At 64.4% G+C, this 15,856-nt stretch carries 10 protein-coding genes; 2 read left to right on the top strand and 8 right to left on the bottom strand.

The genetic code is table 11. The features are described 5' to 3' along the window. Positions 1-389: 389 nt before the first annotated feature. Positions 390-1,751 (bottom strand): aminotransferase class V-fold PLP-dependent enzyme, encoded by a 1,362-nt coding sequence (locus F4Z81_00620; GenBank protein MXW03550.1) that lies wholly within the window; start codon positions 1,749-1,751, stop codon positions 390-392. Between F4Z81_00620 and F4Z81_00615 the strand changes: the two genes are divergently transcribed. Together F4Z81_00615 and F4Z81_00610 are read left to right on the top strand one after the other, a co-directional pair. Next, on the top strand, positions 1,659-2,570 hold the full coding sequence (locus F4Z81_00615) for a phytanoyl-CoA dioxygenase family protein (protein MXW03549.1): 912 nt from the start codon (positions 1,659-1,661) through the stop codon (positions 2,568-2,570). The two genes, F4Z81_00620 and F4Z81_00615, sit on opposite strands and share 93 nt — an antisense overlap. Next, entirely contained in the window at positions 2,434-5,727 is a 3,294-nt protein-coding gene (locus F4Z81_00610; protein ID MXW03548.1) for an aminotransferase class III-fold pyridoxal phosphate-dependent enzyme, read from the top strand. The genes F4Z81_00615 and F4Z81_00610 overlap by 137 nt, the downstream gene beginning before the upstream one ends. Here F4Z81_00610 and F4Z81_00605 read toward each other — a convergent pair. The 7 genes from F4Z81_00605 to F4Z81_00575 are packed head-to-tail and all read right to left on the bottom strand — an operon-like array spanning position 5,722 to position 15,786. Next, the gene (locus F4Z81_00605; GenBank protein MXW03547.1) at positions 5,722-6,591 is read right to left on the bottom strand and encodes a phytanoyl-CoA dioxygenase family protein; all 870 of its coding nucleotides are present in this window, start codon (positions 6,589-6,591) and stop codon (positions 5,722-5,724) included. The two genes, F4Z81_00610 and F4Z81_00605, sit on opposite strands and share 6 nt — an antisense overlap. Before the next feature lie 36 nt (positions 6,592-6,627). Continuing rightward, positions 6,628-8,166: an aldehyde dehydrogenase family protein gene (locus F4Z81_00600; protein ID MXW03546.1), complete on the bottom strand. Its 1,539-nt coding sequence runs from the start codon at positions 8,164-8,166 to the stop codon at positions 6,628-6,630. 23 nt (positions 8,167-8,189) lie between these two features. Then, positions 8,190-9,245 (bottom strand): aminoglycoside 6-adenylyltransferase, encoded by a 1,056-nt coding sequence (locus F4Z81_00595; protein ID MXW03545.1) that lies wholly within the window; start codon positions 9,243-9,245, stop codon positions 8,190-8,192. Beyond that, positions 9,089-11,866 (bottom strand): VCBS repeat-containing protein, encoded by a 2,778-nt coding sequence (locus F4Z81_00590; protein MXW03544.1) that lies wholly within the window; start codon positions 11,864-11,866, stop codon positions 9,089-9,091. Before F4Z81_00590 ends, F4Z81_00595 begins: the two co-directional genes overlap by 157 nt. Positions 11,867-11,913: 47 nt before the next feature. After that, on the bottom strand, positions 11,914-13,167 hold the full coding sequence (locus F4Z81_00585; protein ID MXW03543.1) for a DUF790 family protein: 1,254 nt from the start codon (positions 13,165-13,167) through the stop codon (positions 11,914-11,916). Beyond that, positions 13,161-14,558 carry a DEAD/DEAH box helicase gene (locus tag F4Z81_00580; protein MXW03542.1) on the bottom strand — a complete coding sequence of 466 codons (1,398 nt, stop codon included), beginning with the start codon at positions 14,556-14,558 and terminating at the stop codon, positions 13,161-13,163. Before F4Z81_00580 ends, F4Z81_00585 begins: the two co-directional genes overlap by 7 nt. Positions 14,559-14,568: 10 nt before the next feature. After that, positions 14,569-15,786 carry an aminotransferase class V-fold PLP-dependent enzyme gene (locus tag F4Z81_00575; GenBank protein MXW03541.1) on the bottom strand — a complete coding sequence of 406 codons (1,218 nt, stop codon included), beginning with the start codon at positions 15,784-15,786 and terminating at the stop codon, positions 14,569-14,571. Positions 15,787-15,856: the final 70 nt, after the last annotated feature.

Below are 15,856 nucleotides of genomic sequence, written 5' to 3'. Positions count from 1 at the left end.
GCAGTGGACATGATATCTGTGTTTGCGCGAGTGCCGGGCGCGCATCGGTTAAGACGCCGTAGAGCACGAGTACGCCAGACACAACAACGAGGGCATTCAGGGTTTTCCAAATGACATGCTGTGTCATCGGAGGTCTCCTTCGGGAGTATGAAGTGCGTGGCAGGTATATATCGCAGCCAGCGTAATCAATCTGATCAACCCGGTTGTCCGGGCAAGGGGTATGATTCGAACGCTTTTTCAATAGACGATCATGTTGAAAATTGTATCAAGTTGAAAATAGTTTTGTTACGAAAGTTTGCAAGGTGTTTTCCGGCCGAGGGGTGGCTTAGGACAAGCAATTTTACCCGGTTCGACCGGTGTTTGGACGGGCGGGGTCCCCGACCAGGCCGCTACCCGCCCGTAAGCACCTCGCGGCACCGATCCGCCACGATCCGCTCCTGGCCGTCCTGCAGGTTGTGCGGATTGATGGAAAACGCTCCCTCGCCTCTTTCCTGCACGATGATCCTGGGACTGCCGTCGAGCAGGGCCTTCACTGCGTCGTCCCCGGTCAGGCCGGCTTCCGGGTCGATGGCGACCATGAGCTGGGGCACGGCATAGGTTTCTTCCGGATCCAGCCGGCTGAGGGTGACGTGGGGTATTCCGTCGAGTTCCTTCTCGATGTAGCGCACCTTGTCCTCCCAGGCCGCCGCGTCCGCCGCGTGGTCCCGGTTCAGATAGATCTCGAGGGCCTTGATGAACGCGAAAATCTCCTCCCGGCTGACCTTCATCGGCCGGCCGACCGTGGCGAAGGGCGTCCCGTTCACCGCGCAGGCGCTGATCAGGTCCTTTCGCCCGATGATGAGGCCGGTCGACTGGGGACCCTGGAGACTCTTGCCACCGCTGAATATGACCAGGTCGGCGCCGGCTTCCGTAAACCGGGTCAGCGTGGACACCGGCGGGCATTCCGAGGCGGCGTCGACGATGACGGGCACGTCCACGGCATGCGCCATGGCCACGGCCTGTTCCAGGGGGACGGCGTTGTCGTCATTGAAGTTCTTGCCCAGGTAGAAGACCGCCGCCGTGCGTGTGCCGTCGCCGATGGCCGCCCGCATGGCCTCTACGGGCGGACCGTCCGAGTCGTCCAGCTCGATAAGCTTTGCGCCGGTCAGCCGGATGGCCTGGTCGTAGGCGATCCGGTGCGTTTTCTGAACGACCACTTCGTCACGCATCCCGGTCGTGTCCGGAAGCTGGCGGATCCGCTCCGGGTCGGTCCCGGTCATGCAGGACGCCGTGGTGATGACCAGGCCGCACGCGGCACTGGCGGTGACGTAAGCCGCTTCCACGCCGAGCATTCGGGCGACCTTCTCCCCGGCTTTCTCATGCAGTTCGTCCAGGATACAGAACTCCCGGGAAGCCACGCGCATGGTCTCCATGATTTCCGGGTCCAGAAGGGCGCCCCCGTAACGCGTAGCCGTGCCGATGGCGTTTATGACCGGACGCACGCCGATGTCTTCATAGATACCCATGGCTTCTAACCCTTTCGCGATGGCCGCAATGCATGTGCCCGGTCGGAAAACCCTTGTCCCGCCGTCAGAACGCACTGCATATTTTACTGTTGTCTCGAGACAGGTTCGTACTGGAAATTGACGCCGCGCAGACCCATAATCAAGGAATAAAACATGCAGTACGACGCATCCCGGCGGACTTTCGACTGCGAGCCCACGCTCACGGATTCGGAGGTGCTGCGCTTCTGCAGGGACGGATACCTGCATTTCGAGGGCGTCGTGCCCGACGAGATCAACCGGCGGACGCGCGATTACCTGAACGGGAAGATTCCCGCCAATCCGTGCTACATGCCCGAGGGTATAACTGAAGACGACCTGGTCCGGATCCGGAATTCCCATGAACCGAGTTCGATCCTGCTCGAAGACTGGTTCATCGAGCACGTCCTGCTCAATCCCGTGCTGGCGGGTGCGCTTCGCTCGCTCCTCGGCCGTCACGTGGGATTGCCGGTGCTGGTCAGCGACCACCGGGTCGCATGCCCTGAGGGTCCCCAGGGCTGGCATCACGACGCCGATCACCTCTTCGGACCGGAAGTCCATTTCGTCGAGGTGTTCTATTTCCCCCAGGACACCCCCGATGAGATGGGACCCACCGAAGTCACGCCCGGCTCCCACATCCGCACGACCCGGCGGACGCAGGAGGAGAACGGCGTCCTGTGTTCGGGTCCCGCCGGCACCATCGGCCTGCATTCGCAGAGCATCCTCCATCGCCGTGGCGCGTCCACCGCAACCGGCCTGCGGCACATGCTGAAGTACAGCTACTGGCGCACGGTGCCTCCTGCGCGGGACTGGATCGTCGAACCGGATTTCGACTTCAGGCACGCCGACTACGGGGGGCACGGGGCCGCCCGTTACGTGGCCCACATGTTCTACTGGCTCTGCGGCACAGGCGATGAATTCCGCCTCATCGGCGGCCAGGCGTGGCCCTGGAAATCCGCCAACCAGATCGGGCCCTCCTATGGTTACGGACGTACGGAGGGCTATCTCCCCGACTGGCGCGGGAACAACGACGATGACTATGCCCGGTAGCAGGCCCCCTCTGTCCGCCATCTCCGAGAACCGACCCCGTTTCAGTCCTGAAGAGGCCGGTGAACTCGCCCTTTCCCTGTACGGCGTTTCCGGCGCGCTGTGCGCGTTGCCGAGTGAGCGCGATCAGAACTTCCGGGTGACGGCCGGCGACGGTGAGGTGTTCGTCCTCAAGATCTCCGGCGCGGGCGAGCGGCGCGGCATCCTCGACCTTCAGCATGCCGCCCTGGAACACCTGGCCGCGCATTACGAAGAAGCCGCCTGGCCTTGGGTATGCCGCACAGGGGACGGCGAAGCCATCACCCGGGTCGATGGACACGACGGACGCCATCACCTGGTACGAATGCTGACCTACGTCGACGGACGGCCCCTCTGCGACGCCAGGCCGCACGATCCCGGCCTGCTGAACCACCTCGGCGCCTTCCTCGGACGGCTGACCCGCGCTTTCGCCGGTTTCTCCCACGAGGAAAAGCAACCGGAACTCATCTGGAACATGGACAACGGACCGGACGTCGTGCGCCGGCACGCCGGCCTGATCCCCGACGCCGGCCGGCGCGAGCTGGTCATGGGTTTCTGCGAAGCGTACGAACAGGCCGTCGGACCCTGGCTCGACACCCTTCCGCGCCAGTTCATTCACAATGACGCCAACGACCAGAACGTCCTGGTCCGCCTAGGCCGCAGGGGCCAACCCGAAGACCCGGCTCCGAGCGAACTGGAAGTGGCCGGCCTGATCGACTTCGGCGACATGGTGCATTCCTGCGCGCTCTTCGAACCGGCCGTCGCCGCCGCCTATGTCATGCTCGGCAAGTCCGAACCCCTTGCGGCGGCCGCCCGCGTCGCGGCCGGGTACCACACCGAGCACCCGATGACGGACCTGGAACTGAAACTGTTGTACCACTGCGCCGTGATGCGGCTCTGCATGAGCGTGGCCATCTCGGCCCACCAACAGGCGGCCGAACCGGAGAACGCCTACCTGTCCGTCAGCGAGGAGAACGCCTGGGACCTCCTCGAAAAACTCGAGGACGTCCCCCCATCCTTCGCGGAATACCTGTTCCGGGACGCCTGCGGTCGGCCGCCGTGTCCGCAGACTCCCGGCATAGAAGCGTACCTTGCATCGAAGCGCGGCGCCTTCGCACCGGTCATGGGTCCCGAAGTGGACCTCTCCACCGCCCTGGTATTCGATCTCAGCGTGAGCAGCCCGGACCGGGCCCTGCTGGGAAGTTCCATCGATGTGGACGACCTTGCCAGGGAGGTTTTCCGGCGCATGGAAGAAGCCGGGGCCGAGGCGGGGATCGGCCGTTACGACGAAGCACGCCAGGTCTACACCGCCGGGCAGTTCGCCCTGGATTCCGATGAAATGCCGGAACGCCGGACCATCCACCTGGGCATGGATGTCTTCCTGCCCGCAGGATCGCCGGTCTTCGCGCCGATGGCGGGAAAGGTCCACAGCTTCAGGAACAACACGCAGCCGCTGGACTACGGCCCCTGCATCATACTGGAACATGCCGCGGAAGAACGGGAACGCACGGTAGGACCGGAAGGCACGGCCGGTTCGGATCTGACGTTCTACACGCTGTACGGGCATCTGAGCGTCGAATCGCTCAACGGACTATACGAGGGCAAACGGATCGAAAAAGGGGAACGGTTCGCCACCCTCGGCGACCCCACGGTTAACGGCGGCTGGCCGCCCCACCTGCATTTTCAGGTCGTCACCGACATGCTGGGCAAGAAGGGCGATTTCCCCGGCGTCGGAGGACCGAGCCAGCGGAACGTCTGGCGGAGCCTGTCCCCCGATCCGAACGCCATGCTTGGCGTGCCCGCCGGAGCCTTCCCGCCGGACCAGCGGACGCGGCAGGAGGTCCTGTCGTCCCGCCGCGAGCACATCGGCAGGTCCCTCAGTGTCTCCTACCGGCGTCCCCTGAAGATCGTCCGGGGCCACATGCAATACCTGTACGACGATGAGGGCCGCGTCTTCCTCGACGCCGTGAACAACGTGCCCCACGTGGGACACAGCCATCCCCGGGTGGTCGCCGCGAGCCACCGCCAGATGGCCGTGCTGAACACCAATACCCGCTACCTGCATGACAACCTCGTGGACTACGCCGAACGCCTCTGCACGAAGCTGCCCGAACCGCTCCGCGTGTGTTTCTTCGTGAACTCAGGGAGCGAGGCCAACGACCTCGCCCTCCGCCTGGCGCGGACCTATACCGGACGGCGGGACCTGCTCATCCTCGACGGCGCCTATCACGGCAACCTGACGTCCCTGGTCGACATCAGTCCGTACAAGTTCGACGGCCCAGGCGGCGAAGGCGCGCCGCCTCATGTCCACAAGGTGCCGCTGCCCGACCCTTACCGCGGTCCGTTCAAGGGCTATACGCCGGAAACAGGCGCTCGGTATGCGGAGCGCATACGCGAACGGATCGATTCGCTCGCGGAACAGGACCGCGGCATCAGCGCCTTCATCGCCGAGTCCCTGCCCGGCTGTGGCGGGCAGATCGTGCTGCCGGACGGCTATTTCAAAGAGGCATTTGGGCGGGTGCGCGAAGCGGGCGGCGTGTGTATCGCCGACGAGGTGCAGGTGGGATTCGGACGCGTGGGTTCGCACTTCTGGGGATTCGAGACCCAGGACGCGGTTCCGGACATCGTCACCCTGGGAAAACCAATCGGGAACGGCCACCCGCTGGGCGCGGTGGTTACCACCCCCGAGATCGCGGGCGCTTTCGACAACGGCATGGAGTATTTCAACACCTTCGGCGGGAACCCGGTCTCCTGCGCCATCGGCCTGGCGGTGCTGGATATTATCGAGGAAGAAGGGCTCCAGGCCAATGCCCTGGAGGTGGGCGGCTACCTGCTGGAAGGGCTTCGCGCCCTGGCGCCGGACCACCCGATCATCGGTGACGTCCGCGGCATGGGGCTCTACGTGGGCGTGGAACTCGTGCTGGACCGCGACACGCTGGAGCCGGGCGGCCCCCAGGCCTCGTACGTGGCCAACCGGATGCGGGACCACGGGGTGCTGATCAGTACCGACGGCCCTCTGCACAACGTCCTGAAGATCAAGCCGCCCCTGGTCTTCACCCGGGAGAACGCCGACTATCTCCTGCACTGTCTGGGCAAGGTACTGAAAGAAGACTACCTGCGGAATCGGCCGCCGGTCCTATAGCATCACGCCTCCCACCAGATTGTTCCCCGCGTAGACGCCGCGGTAGAGCGTCTGGCGCAGGGGCGGCATGGAGGCGAGCAGCTCCGGATGGGGATCCCAGTTGTGCCACCTGGAGTTTACGGAGTTGTAGCAACTGAAAATGGCGACGCGCGGATACTTCTCGCTGACCCACGGCCTTCCGCTGTGCGTCAGGGCCTCGGTGAAGAACATCAGCGATCCAGCCGGACAGGTATATGTATCCCAGAGCGGCGAATCCGGTGACTGGATGGAGGACGGCGTGGGAAAGACGGACTTGTGGCTGCCGGTTACCAGGAGCGTGCCGTTCCCCTCCTCCACCGGGTTCAACTCCCAGACCACCCGGGTCAGCGCGGAGTTGGCCTTCCCGGGAATGCAGTGGTAGAGATGGGAGTCGCCGGGGAGCCGCAGCATGCCGTTCCCGTTGTGGGGCCCGAACTCGCCGTCGCCGGCTTCCCGGTAGAACAGAGTGGCCGATTCCTGCCTGAAACCGTAGCAGATCTGGTTGGACAGGCCGGGATAGGCCAGGAATTCGTTCATGAACCCCACCACCCGCGGATGATCCGTCAGGCTTTGCAGCGGACCGCCGAGCGCCGACCGCTCCCGTTCAGGTATGGATTCCGGATCATGGTGCAGCTGCAGGCAGAACGCCCGCATCTCCTCACATTCGGCTTCGGAAAGCACCCCGGGGATCAAGAGCCAGCCGTCCTTGTCGAACAGGTACTTCTCTTCGTCTGTCGGCGGGACCACGTCCCGGCCGTCGGCGTTCACCCTGGTCAGATCGGCCTGGGTCTCATCCAGGCGCGCGCCCAGGTTCTTGTCGATGATAAACGCTCCGTTGGATGACATGCGTATTCCTCCCTGTGATTGATTTGAGAAGCGGGGTCAGTCACCGTCCGCTCCGCCGGTGTCGAATTCGATTCCCTGGGCCAGCGGGAGATCGGTGGACCAGTTGACGGTATTGGTCTGGCGGCGCATGTAGGCTTTCCAGGCGTCCGAGCCCGATTCGCGGCCGCCGCCCGTTTCCTTCTCGCCGCCGAAGGCCCCGCCGATTTCGGCGCCCGACGTGCCGATGTTCACGTTCGCGATGCCGCAGTCCGATCCCGTCGCGGAGAGAAACCGCTCCGCCTCGCGCAGGCTGTCGGTGAAGATCGCGCTGGAAAGCCCCTGGGGCACGTCGTTGTGGAGGTCGATGGCCTCGTCCAGGGTTTCATACTCCAGGATGTACAGAATCGGGGCGAAGGTCTCCTGTTTCACGATAGCCGACTGTGCGGGCATGCGTATGATCGTCGGTTCGACGAAGTTCGGTCCCAGGTCCGGTCGGTGTTTCCCGCCGATGACGACCTCGCCGCCCTCGGCCTTCGCCTGCTCTATGGCCTGCATCATGTCGTCCACCGCATCGGCCGTGACCAGCGGTCCCATGAGCGTACCGTCGTCGATAGGGTCTCCCATCGGCACCTGCGCATAGGCGTGGGCCAATCGATCGACCAGCGTCGACGTCATGCGCTTGTGCCCGATGATGCGGCGCGTCGAAGTGCACCGCTGTCCCGCCGTACCCACGGCGCCGAAGACGATGCCGGGCACGGCCAGCTCGAGGTCGGCGTGCTCGGTGACGACGATCGCGTTGTTGCCGCCCAGCTCCAGTATGCTGCGGCCGAACCGGGAAGCGACCCGTGCGGCCACGGTCCTGCCCGTCGCGGTCGAACCCGTGAAGGATACGAGCGGGATGCGTTCGTCATCGAGGATGAAATTGCCCACGTCGCTGCCGCGGCCGATGGCCAGGTTGAACACGCCGTCCACGCCATGGTCGGCCATGACCCGGTTGCACAGGTGCTGCGTGGCCACGGCCGTCAACGGCGTCTGCCCGCTCGGCTTCCATACGGTGACGTCGCCGCACACCGAGGCCAGGGAAGCATTCCACGACCAGACCGCCACGGGGAAATTGAAGGCGGTGATGATGCCGATCACGCCCAGGGGGTGCCACTGCTCGCTCATGCGGTGACTCGGCCGCTCGCTCGCGATGGTCAGTCCATACAACTGGCGGGAAAGTCCCACGGCGAAATCGCAGATGTCGATCATCTCCTGGACTTCCCCCATGCCCTCCACGCGGATCTTCCCCATCTCCAGGGAGACGAGTTCACCCAGCGGTTCCTTGTACTCCCGCAGGATGTTGCCCAGGTCCCTGACCATGTCGCCCCGCTTCGGCGCGGGCAGCGCTCGCCAGGTATCGAAAGTGGCGCGGGCGTGTTCGATCACCCGGTCATAGACCTCGGGCGTCGCCTGCCGAACGCCCGCGATCGGATCGCCGGTCGTCGGGTTGTACGACGTCAGGATCGGTCCCTCCCCGTGTATCCAGCCGTCCATCCCCGTACAGGCCCCGGCGTTCAAGGCTTCGATGTTCAGTTTCTCAAGCAGTGCCTTCATCTTCGATACTCCAGTGTTTGGGTTCACACGAAATCCTCGGCGTCCCGGTCCAGCCGCCTGATCTTCCCCATGTACGCCGTGACGCGCCGGTCGGTTTCATGAGGATAGTCGAAACCCATTCCGTCGGCGACGGTGACGGCAAGCCTCCGGAACAGCCGGGTCGCATTGAACAGGGCATCCCAGTTCTGATCCGGGTCCGCACCCGAATACGTGGATTCGATTTCCGCCCATGTCCCGGGGTCCAGGTAACGCTTGAACCAGCGGCCGTGTTTGTTGGTCGTAACCGACCAGTCGTTTTTCATGCCGATATGCCATTCGATGACTTTTTCAAGAAAGGGGGAATGGACCTTTCTGTTCATGTGCTTTGCCCAGTAGAGCTCATCGCGCCACAGGGCCTTGGCCACGTAGATGATGTCCCACCAGAAATCGGCCACCAGTTCGTCATATTCGTCCTTTGAAGGTCTTTGAACGTGGTAGGCGCTGTGATAGGGCAGTATGGGGTTCTTTACAATCCGGTCCTTGTCCAGCAGCACCCGGTAAGGTTCGGGCTCGCCGTTGAGGTCGTGCATGGATTCGGCGTCCGCAACGCTCCAGTCGATCCGGATGCCATCGTCATAGATCACCATGCGGCCTATCCTGCCATCATCAAACAAGGTTGGCGAGGGTGGCGAGCGCGTCATCACGGATCCGAACGCTTCCAGCCAGTGATCGTCCCGCTTGTACGGCTCCTGATCCCTGACGTACACGATCACGTCGTAGTCCGACAACAGATCGACCGTATCGTTTCCATCGACCCGGCCACTCGACAGGACCAGTCCCCTGATCTGATCGTCCGCTTCCGCCCAGCGTTGAATCTCATCGAAAACTTCCGACGCCTTGCGCATGCCCTGTTCTCCGGTGATCCATCCGCCGACCCGGTCTGTCAGCCCGTTTCCAGCCGGACTTCCGTGACCCTCGGGGTGCTTCCTCCGTTTTTCGCACCCAACGCAAGCCGGTACTGGACCCATGGTCCCGCGCCCGCGGCTCGCACCGGCTGGGGTGTTTCGTACCAGGTGCCTGCTCCCCCGGTGCCAAGCCATGCCGATCGTGCCAGCGCCTCCTCCGAGTCCGCCCACCGGACCTGGGCGTGCACCCAGGTGCCCGGTCCGTATTCCGCCTCCCAGTCGATACCGGTCACAGCCTGTCCCCGGGGTATCTCGTGCGGCGCCGAGACATAGTATTCTTCCGGACCCGCGTCCAACATGTCGCCCGTCTGCACGGCGGTCATGCCGTGGGGACCTGTCGTGGGCAGCCGGGTGACCCGCCTGGCGTCGAACCCACCGGGACCGTTCCACCAGACGGCGGAATGGCCGACGTGGTCGCCCTCGACCTTGTGATAGGCGATGGCGAGGTCGACGCGGCCGTCACCGTCGAAGTCCGCGGCCACGCAGCCCGACGCGGAATGGGTGAATAGCCGGGTGCGGTCGTCGGCGGAGAATCCCCGGCCGGCACGGTTCCAGTAGATGTAGGAATCGATGTCCCGCACGCGGTTGTCGTGGTAGGAGCAGACGAAGAGGTCGAGCAGGCCGTCGCCGTTGAAATCCATGATGGACATGGCGTTCACCGCGTTGGACGGCAGGAGGGTGCGGCGGTCCTCGCGTAGCCCGTCGGGACCGTTCCAGTAGATGTGCACGAAGGAGTCGTGGGGCGCCCCGATCGACGGCTCGTGTCCGCCGATGACCAGGTCGGGATACCCGTTCCCGCTGAGGTCCGCCGCCCGGGCGCAGGCGGCGTGCCACACGGAAAGCGCCTGGCACCGGTCCATGCTGAAGCCTTCCGGCCCGCCCCAGAGGATGAAGCTGTAGTCGTCGGCGATCTGCGGCACGACCAGATCGAGCCAGCCGTCGCCGTTCAGGTCGACGAGGAAGATCCAGCGCGGATCCTTGTACACGACGCCCTCGTATTCGAGCCGGATGCGCTCCGTTCGGCCGGCGTCGAAGCCGTCTTGTCCGCCGTAGAAGATGACGATATCCGGATTATCGAAACCGCAGAAGACGAGGTCCAGGTATCCGTCCCGGTCCAGGTCCGCGCAACAGACCCCGTGGGCCCGCACGGTCGGCAGGCGCACGTCCGGTTCGCTTCCGAATCGCCCTTCCCCGTTGTAATACACGTAGGACCCCGGATCCTGGCGGACCGAGTTCTCTGAGGCGTTGGCCAGGATCAGATCGGGCATCCCGTCGTCGTTCAGGTCGCATCGGAGCGCTTCCACCGCGCCCCACCCCGGTACTTCCTGGCGGCGTTCCGCGTCAAACCCGTCGGGACCGCCGTGATAGACGCAGACGGGGATGTCGCCCCTCAGGTTCCGGCTGAACTGGTTGATGAAAACGGCCTGAGGAAGGGGATCGTCCGATGCGCGGGCCATGCGGACCAGCAGCACCCGCCGGGCGTCATGGGTCTCGAGGACGCGCGGCGGCGCCAGCCCGTCCCGGCCCCAGCGGTACGCCAGGGATTCCGATGTATAGCTTTCCGGCGTATGGGTCTGACAGATCACGATCTCGGACCTGCCATCCCCGTCCAGATCCCCGACCGCCGCATCGCAGGCGTAACGGCTGGGGATCGCCGTCCTGTTTTGATCGCTGTACCTGTCCTCGTCCCCGCCGTGGTACAGCCACGAACACTCCTCCCCGTCGTGGCGGTCCCGGCAGGCCACGACCAGGTCGCAACGTCCGTCCCCGGCCAGGTCGCCCGAGGCGGCGGCGAAGGCGTTCCGGCAGGAAAGCCGGACCGGCGTCCCGGCCGCCCGTCCCCCTTCGAAGGGCACGAGAAAGACCGCATCGGTCCGCGCGACGAATACATGGGGCACACCCCGGACCCGGAGCACGGAGACCAGCGGGACAGCGGGATCGACCTCTTCGGGATAGCCATCGAGGTCCTGGTCCGCCTGGTCCGCCTGGTCCGCCTGGTCCGCCTGGTCCGCCTGGTCCGATTTATCCGGCGGGTCGGTATCGACGGGGACGTCGGATGATCGTTCCGGCACGATTCCGTCCGGGCCGCCCCAGTATACCCGGACATTCCCCCGGGCGGTCCGGATGACCAGGTCGGCGAACCCGTCGCCGTCCACGTCGCAGGATGCGGCCTGGTCCGCCTCGATATCCAGGTCCCGGTAGCCCTTCGGCTCGAATCCCAGCGCCGTCTGAGGAAACAGCCGCAGCCTGCCGCCGGAAACGAAGGCCAGATCCGGCCTGCCGTCGCCGTCAAAATCCCCCGCGGCCACCGAAGTGCAGCAAGGCGCGGGCAGGTACTGCACACGCCTTTCACCGAGTCCGTCCGGACCGCCGTAGTAAAGGAACGCGTTGAGATCCCGCCGGATACCGTTGTAGAACATGCCAACGACCAGGTCGTCGTATCCATCCCCGTTCAGGTCGGCGACGACCCCCGTTCTTGCCCCGTCGGACGGCAGGAACCGGGAAGTGGTCCGTCCGAATACATCATGGTACACGGTGACCGGAGGTTTTTCACCGTGGTTCTGGCTGTTGCAGAAGACGAGATCTACGTAGCCGTCGCGGTCCAGGTCGAACTGGTGGATGCGTTGCAGCACCCCCGCCCGCGACACATAGAGATTCTGGCCGCCATTGCTGAAGGCGCCCCGGCGGAAGGCCTCGAAACCCCGGGTAATCCATGACGATGTGACGGAAGTGGAAGGAGGGGAGGACATGGCCATAACCTATGGCACGGCGGACGTTCAAATCAACCCATTTATGCCGCTTCTCAGTGATCGAACAGATCCAGCGTCGCCGGAGATTCTCCGGGGGTCTTCGCCGTCATGGCGTCGAGGATTCCGAGGATGTCGCGGGCCACGGGAGTCCGCCGGAATCTGTACACCTCACCCGGCAGCCCCGACGAGGATTCGTCGTCCACGGCGAGATCGTCGGAAATCGCCAGGATCAGGTTGGGAGGGCCGTGGCGCCTGAGCAGGTCGAGACGCGTCCGGACCGCCGCGGAACGCCAGAAACCGAGGAAATCCAGGTACACTTTCGTCCCTGCGGCCGGATGGGTGAAAACGTAGTCGGGAACCAGTACGCCCTGCCCTCCGAGGTCGATGATTTCCGATCCGGCCGTCATGCGCCAGACCGTTTTCAGCCGGCCGAACCGTTCTTCGAGCCAGGCCACCTCATCGGGTATCCACTGGCCCGTGGAAGGGCCGATGGGTTTGAGTCCCGTTTCGGGCGTCAGCCTGAACACGCCCTCCCGACGCCTGGCGCCCCAGTTCACGGAAGCGGCGATCCGCCAGTTCCCGCAGTGCAGAACCGCGGGAAGAAACTGGGCGATCTGCAATCCGTAGCGCTGGGACGACTTGAAGAGCGCCATGGGGCCGTCGATACGAATGTGGTATTTCCCCGGACCGGTCTGCCGGATCTCGTGGAGCAGCCGGAAGAACTTCAGCTTCCGGAAGAGGTCGCGGTAACGGGCCGGGGTCTCGCCCTCGACATGCAGGTCGAGTTCCGTCGCCCGGAACAGGACGGCCTGGGCCAGTGCGACATTGTACCTGCCCAGAAGCCACTCCGGGGTGCAGGACTTGAAAGTCTCCAGCCGTTCGGCCGCCTTGAGATCGGCATAGAAGGCCCGGTCGACCTCCTTTGCTTCGATGCCGGCCGATTTCGCCGCCTCGGCCAGAACGGCCTCCCGGTCGATGCGGACCTGGTCCGTATTCCGGTAAGCCGCCGCCGCCGATTCGAAGATTTCGCTTCGCAGTTCCACCGGGTCGACGGGCGAAGCGGCCGCGAACGTGCAGCGATCCTTCAACAGCTTGCTCAGGCCGCGATGAAACAGGAATTCCGTTCCCGCACCCGTGATATCCGCGAGTTCTTCGTCGAGTTCCTGCCGGGATCCGCCTATATGGCTGTCGAAGGCGCGGATCAGCGTTTCGGCCACGCCCAGGTGGTCCCCGCTCGCTTCGTCGATGTAGGGAAGCTGGATCTGTCCCTTGCGGAACCGGACGCGGAGCAGGTCGCCCGTCAGCATGTCGCGTTCTCCTGAGCCGGCGGCTTCCGGTAGGCGCTGTGCTGCCTTCGCCGGCTACTCGCGTATTCCTCGCCCGTCTGCTCGGCCACCAGTTCGTAGAGCAATGCGTGCTTCCCCTCGACGCGGCGCAGGATCCGGCCAAGACGCTGCACATGCTCTCTCACGCTTCCGGTGCCGGATAGTACCACGGCGACGTTGGCTTCGGGGACGTCGACCCCTTCGTTCAGCACGCGGGACGTGACCAGGAAGGGGTACCTGCCCGCGTTGAACGCCGCCAGGATGTCCTGGCGCTCCTTGACCTTCGTCTGGTGCGTGATGGCGGGGACGAGGAACCGTCGCGAGATCCGGTATACCGTTTCGTTGTCGCTGGTGAAAATGAGCATGCGGTCGCGGCGGTGCTGGCGGATCAGCCGTTCCAGGACGCGCAGCTTGGCCTGCGACCCCTGGGCGATGGCCTTCTGGGTTCGGTAGGCCGTGAAAGCCCTCCGTCCCTCCTCGCTACGCGACGTCGCCGCCAGGAAACGCACCCATCCACCTGGGCCGGAGAGGGCGATCCGCTGGCTGTCCAAAAACGCCCGGTAGGTGTTTCTCGCCTCCTGGTACTCCGCCCGCTCTTCCGGCGAAAGACGCACGCTGATCTTTATGGTCTCGTATCCGGAAAGATATTCCCCGCTCAGCGAACGGATCTCCTGGCGGTAGACCGTATCGCCGATCGCGTCCCGCAGGAGGTGTTCCGCCCCGTCCTCCCGTTCGAGCGTGGCGGTCAATCCCAGTCGGTAGGGCGCCAGCGACAGGTCCGCGGTCATCAGGTAGGAGGGGCCGGGCAGGTGGTGGCATTCGTCGAAGACCACGAGTCCGAACTGATGGCCGAACCGCTCCATGTGCAGGTACGCGGAATCGTAGGTGGACACGGAGACGGGCTCGATGTCGTTGTATCCCCCGCCGATCAGCCCGACTTCGGTGTCGAACTGGCTGGAAATCACGCCGTACCACTGCTGCATCAAGTCGATGGTCGGGACGACGACCAGCGTGCCGCGCTGGACGCGGGCCATGCACATGAGCGCGACGAACGTCTTGCCCGCGCCGGTCGGCAGTACGACGATGCCCCGTCCGCCCGCCTTCCACCAGGCGTCCACGGCCTCCTGCTGGTAGGGAAAGGGGGACCGGTCCGACTGGAAGGACAAGTCCAGCTTCCCGTAGGACCGGGCGTCGTCCTGGTGGGGGATGCCCCGGTCGTTGAGCCGGGTGATGATCTCGCGGTAATGACGCGCCGGCGCGCGGTGCAGCGCCACCCGGCGGTCGAACGCGCAGCCGGGCAGGGACAGCGCGTCCACCTGGTCCCGGTCGCCGTGCACCAGGATGGTCCCGCGGTCGAATTCGAGTCTGAGCATGGGTTCCGGGTCAATCCCGTTCTTCGAACAGCTCGTCCCGCCGGGTGGCGAGCACCTCCTTCAACGCATCGATGAACCGGTCGATATCCTCGTAACTGTCGTAGAAGTGCGTGGATATGCGGAAAACGGGCAGATGGCCGGCCCGTGTGCCGGCGATCTGTATGCGATATTCCTCCCACATGAGCTGAACGATCTTCTGGAGATTGCAGCCATCGATGGTAAAGGAAGTCAGGAATCCGGACATATCGGGTCCGGGGGGCACGGTCATGCGGGCGCCATCGATCTCTGTCGTGATCAGTTCGCGCAAGTACCGGGCCAGACCCAGGCAATAGGGCCTGATCCGGTCTTCCCATCCGATGTCCAATTGAAAATCGATGGCGGCGCCCAGTCCGGCGAAGTGCGTCGTGTCGTGTGTCCCCGTCACGTCGAACCGGCGTGCGTGGGTCACAGGAAAGGTATTGTATCCCAGAATGGGCGCCGGCAACGCGCTCAGATAGGGATCCGCGACATAGCAGATGCCCGTCCCCTTGGGCGCGAGCAGCCACTTGTGCGTACTGCTTGCATAGAAATCGCACCCCCAGGCTTCGATATCGACCGGCACCATGCCGACCGCGTGCGCGCCGTCCACCACGGCCACGGCGCCGTGGTCGTGGGCCAGGGTGGTCAGTTCGTCAACGGGCGCCACAAGACCCGTGGTGCAGTAGACGTGGGAGAAGACCATGACCTGGGTACGTGGTGTGATATGGGCGGCGAAGGCGTCGACGATCTCCCCCGGTGAATCGGGCGGCGTCGGCAGGGGAACCTTCCGGATCAGCACGTGCTGCGTCCTGGCCATGTGTTCCCACATGCGCTGGACGGAAGGGTATTCCTGGTCGCTCATCAACACCTCTCCGCCGGGCTGCAGGGGCAACCCGCGGGCGGGGACGTTCATGCCCATCGTGGTGTTGAGAACCAGGGCCATGTTTTTCGCGGAAGACCCGGTGAAATCGGCGACTTTCTCGCGGGCCGACTCGACCAGGGACCGCATGAGCCCGCCACCCTGGTTGCGCAGCGGGTTCTCCTCCACCTGCCGCAGCCAATCGATCACCTGCTCGATGACCGGTCTCGCCGATGGACCCACCGAGCCGCCCTGGAGAAATGTCACGCCGTCCTCGAGGTAGAACTGGCGCCGTATGTCCGCCCAGAATGCCCGCTCATCATCTGATATGGGTTTGTCGCGCGCAGCCATGTGCGCATGCCTCCTTTGACGGGATCCCGAGGTCTCGAATATCGACGGCCCTGCCCTGCATGAAATGTGG

The sequence above is a fragment of the Gemmatimonadota bacterium genome (assembly GCA_009835325.1).
Taxonomy (GTDB): Bacteria; JAAXHH01; JAAXHH01; order JAAXHH01; family JAAXHH01; genus JAAXHH01.
Note: the sequence above shows the minus strand (reverse complement) of the source record. Positions and strands in the feature narration are given on the sequence as shown.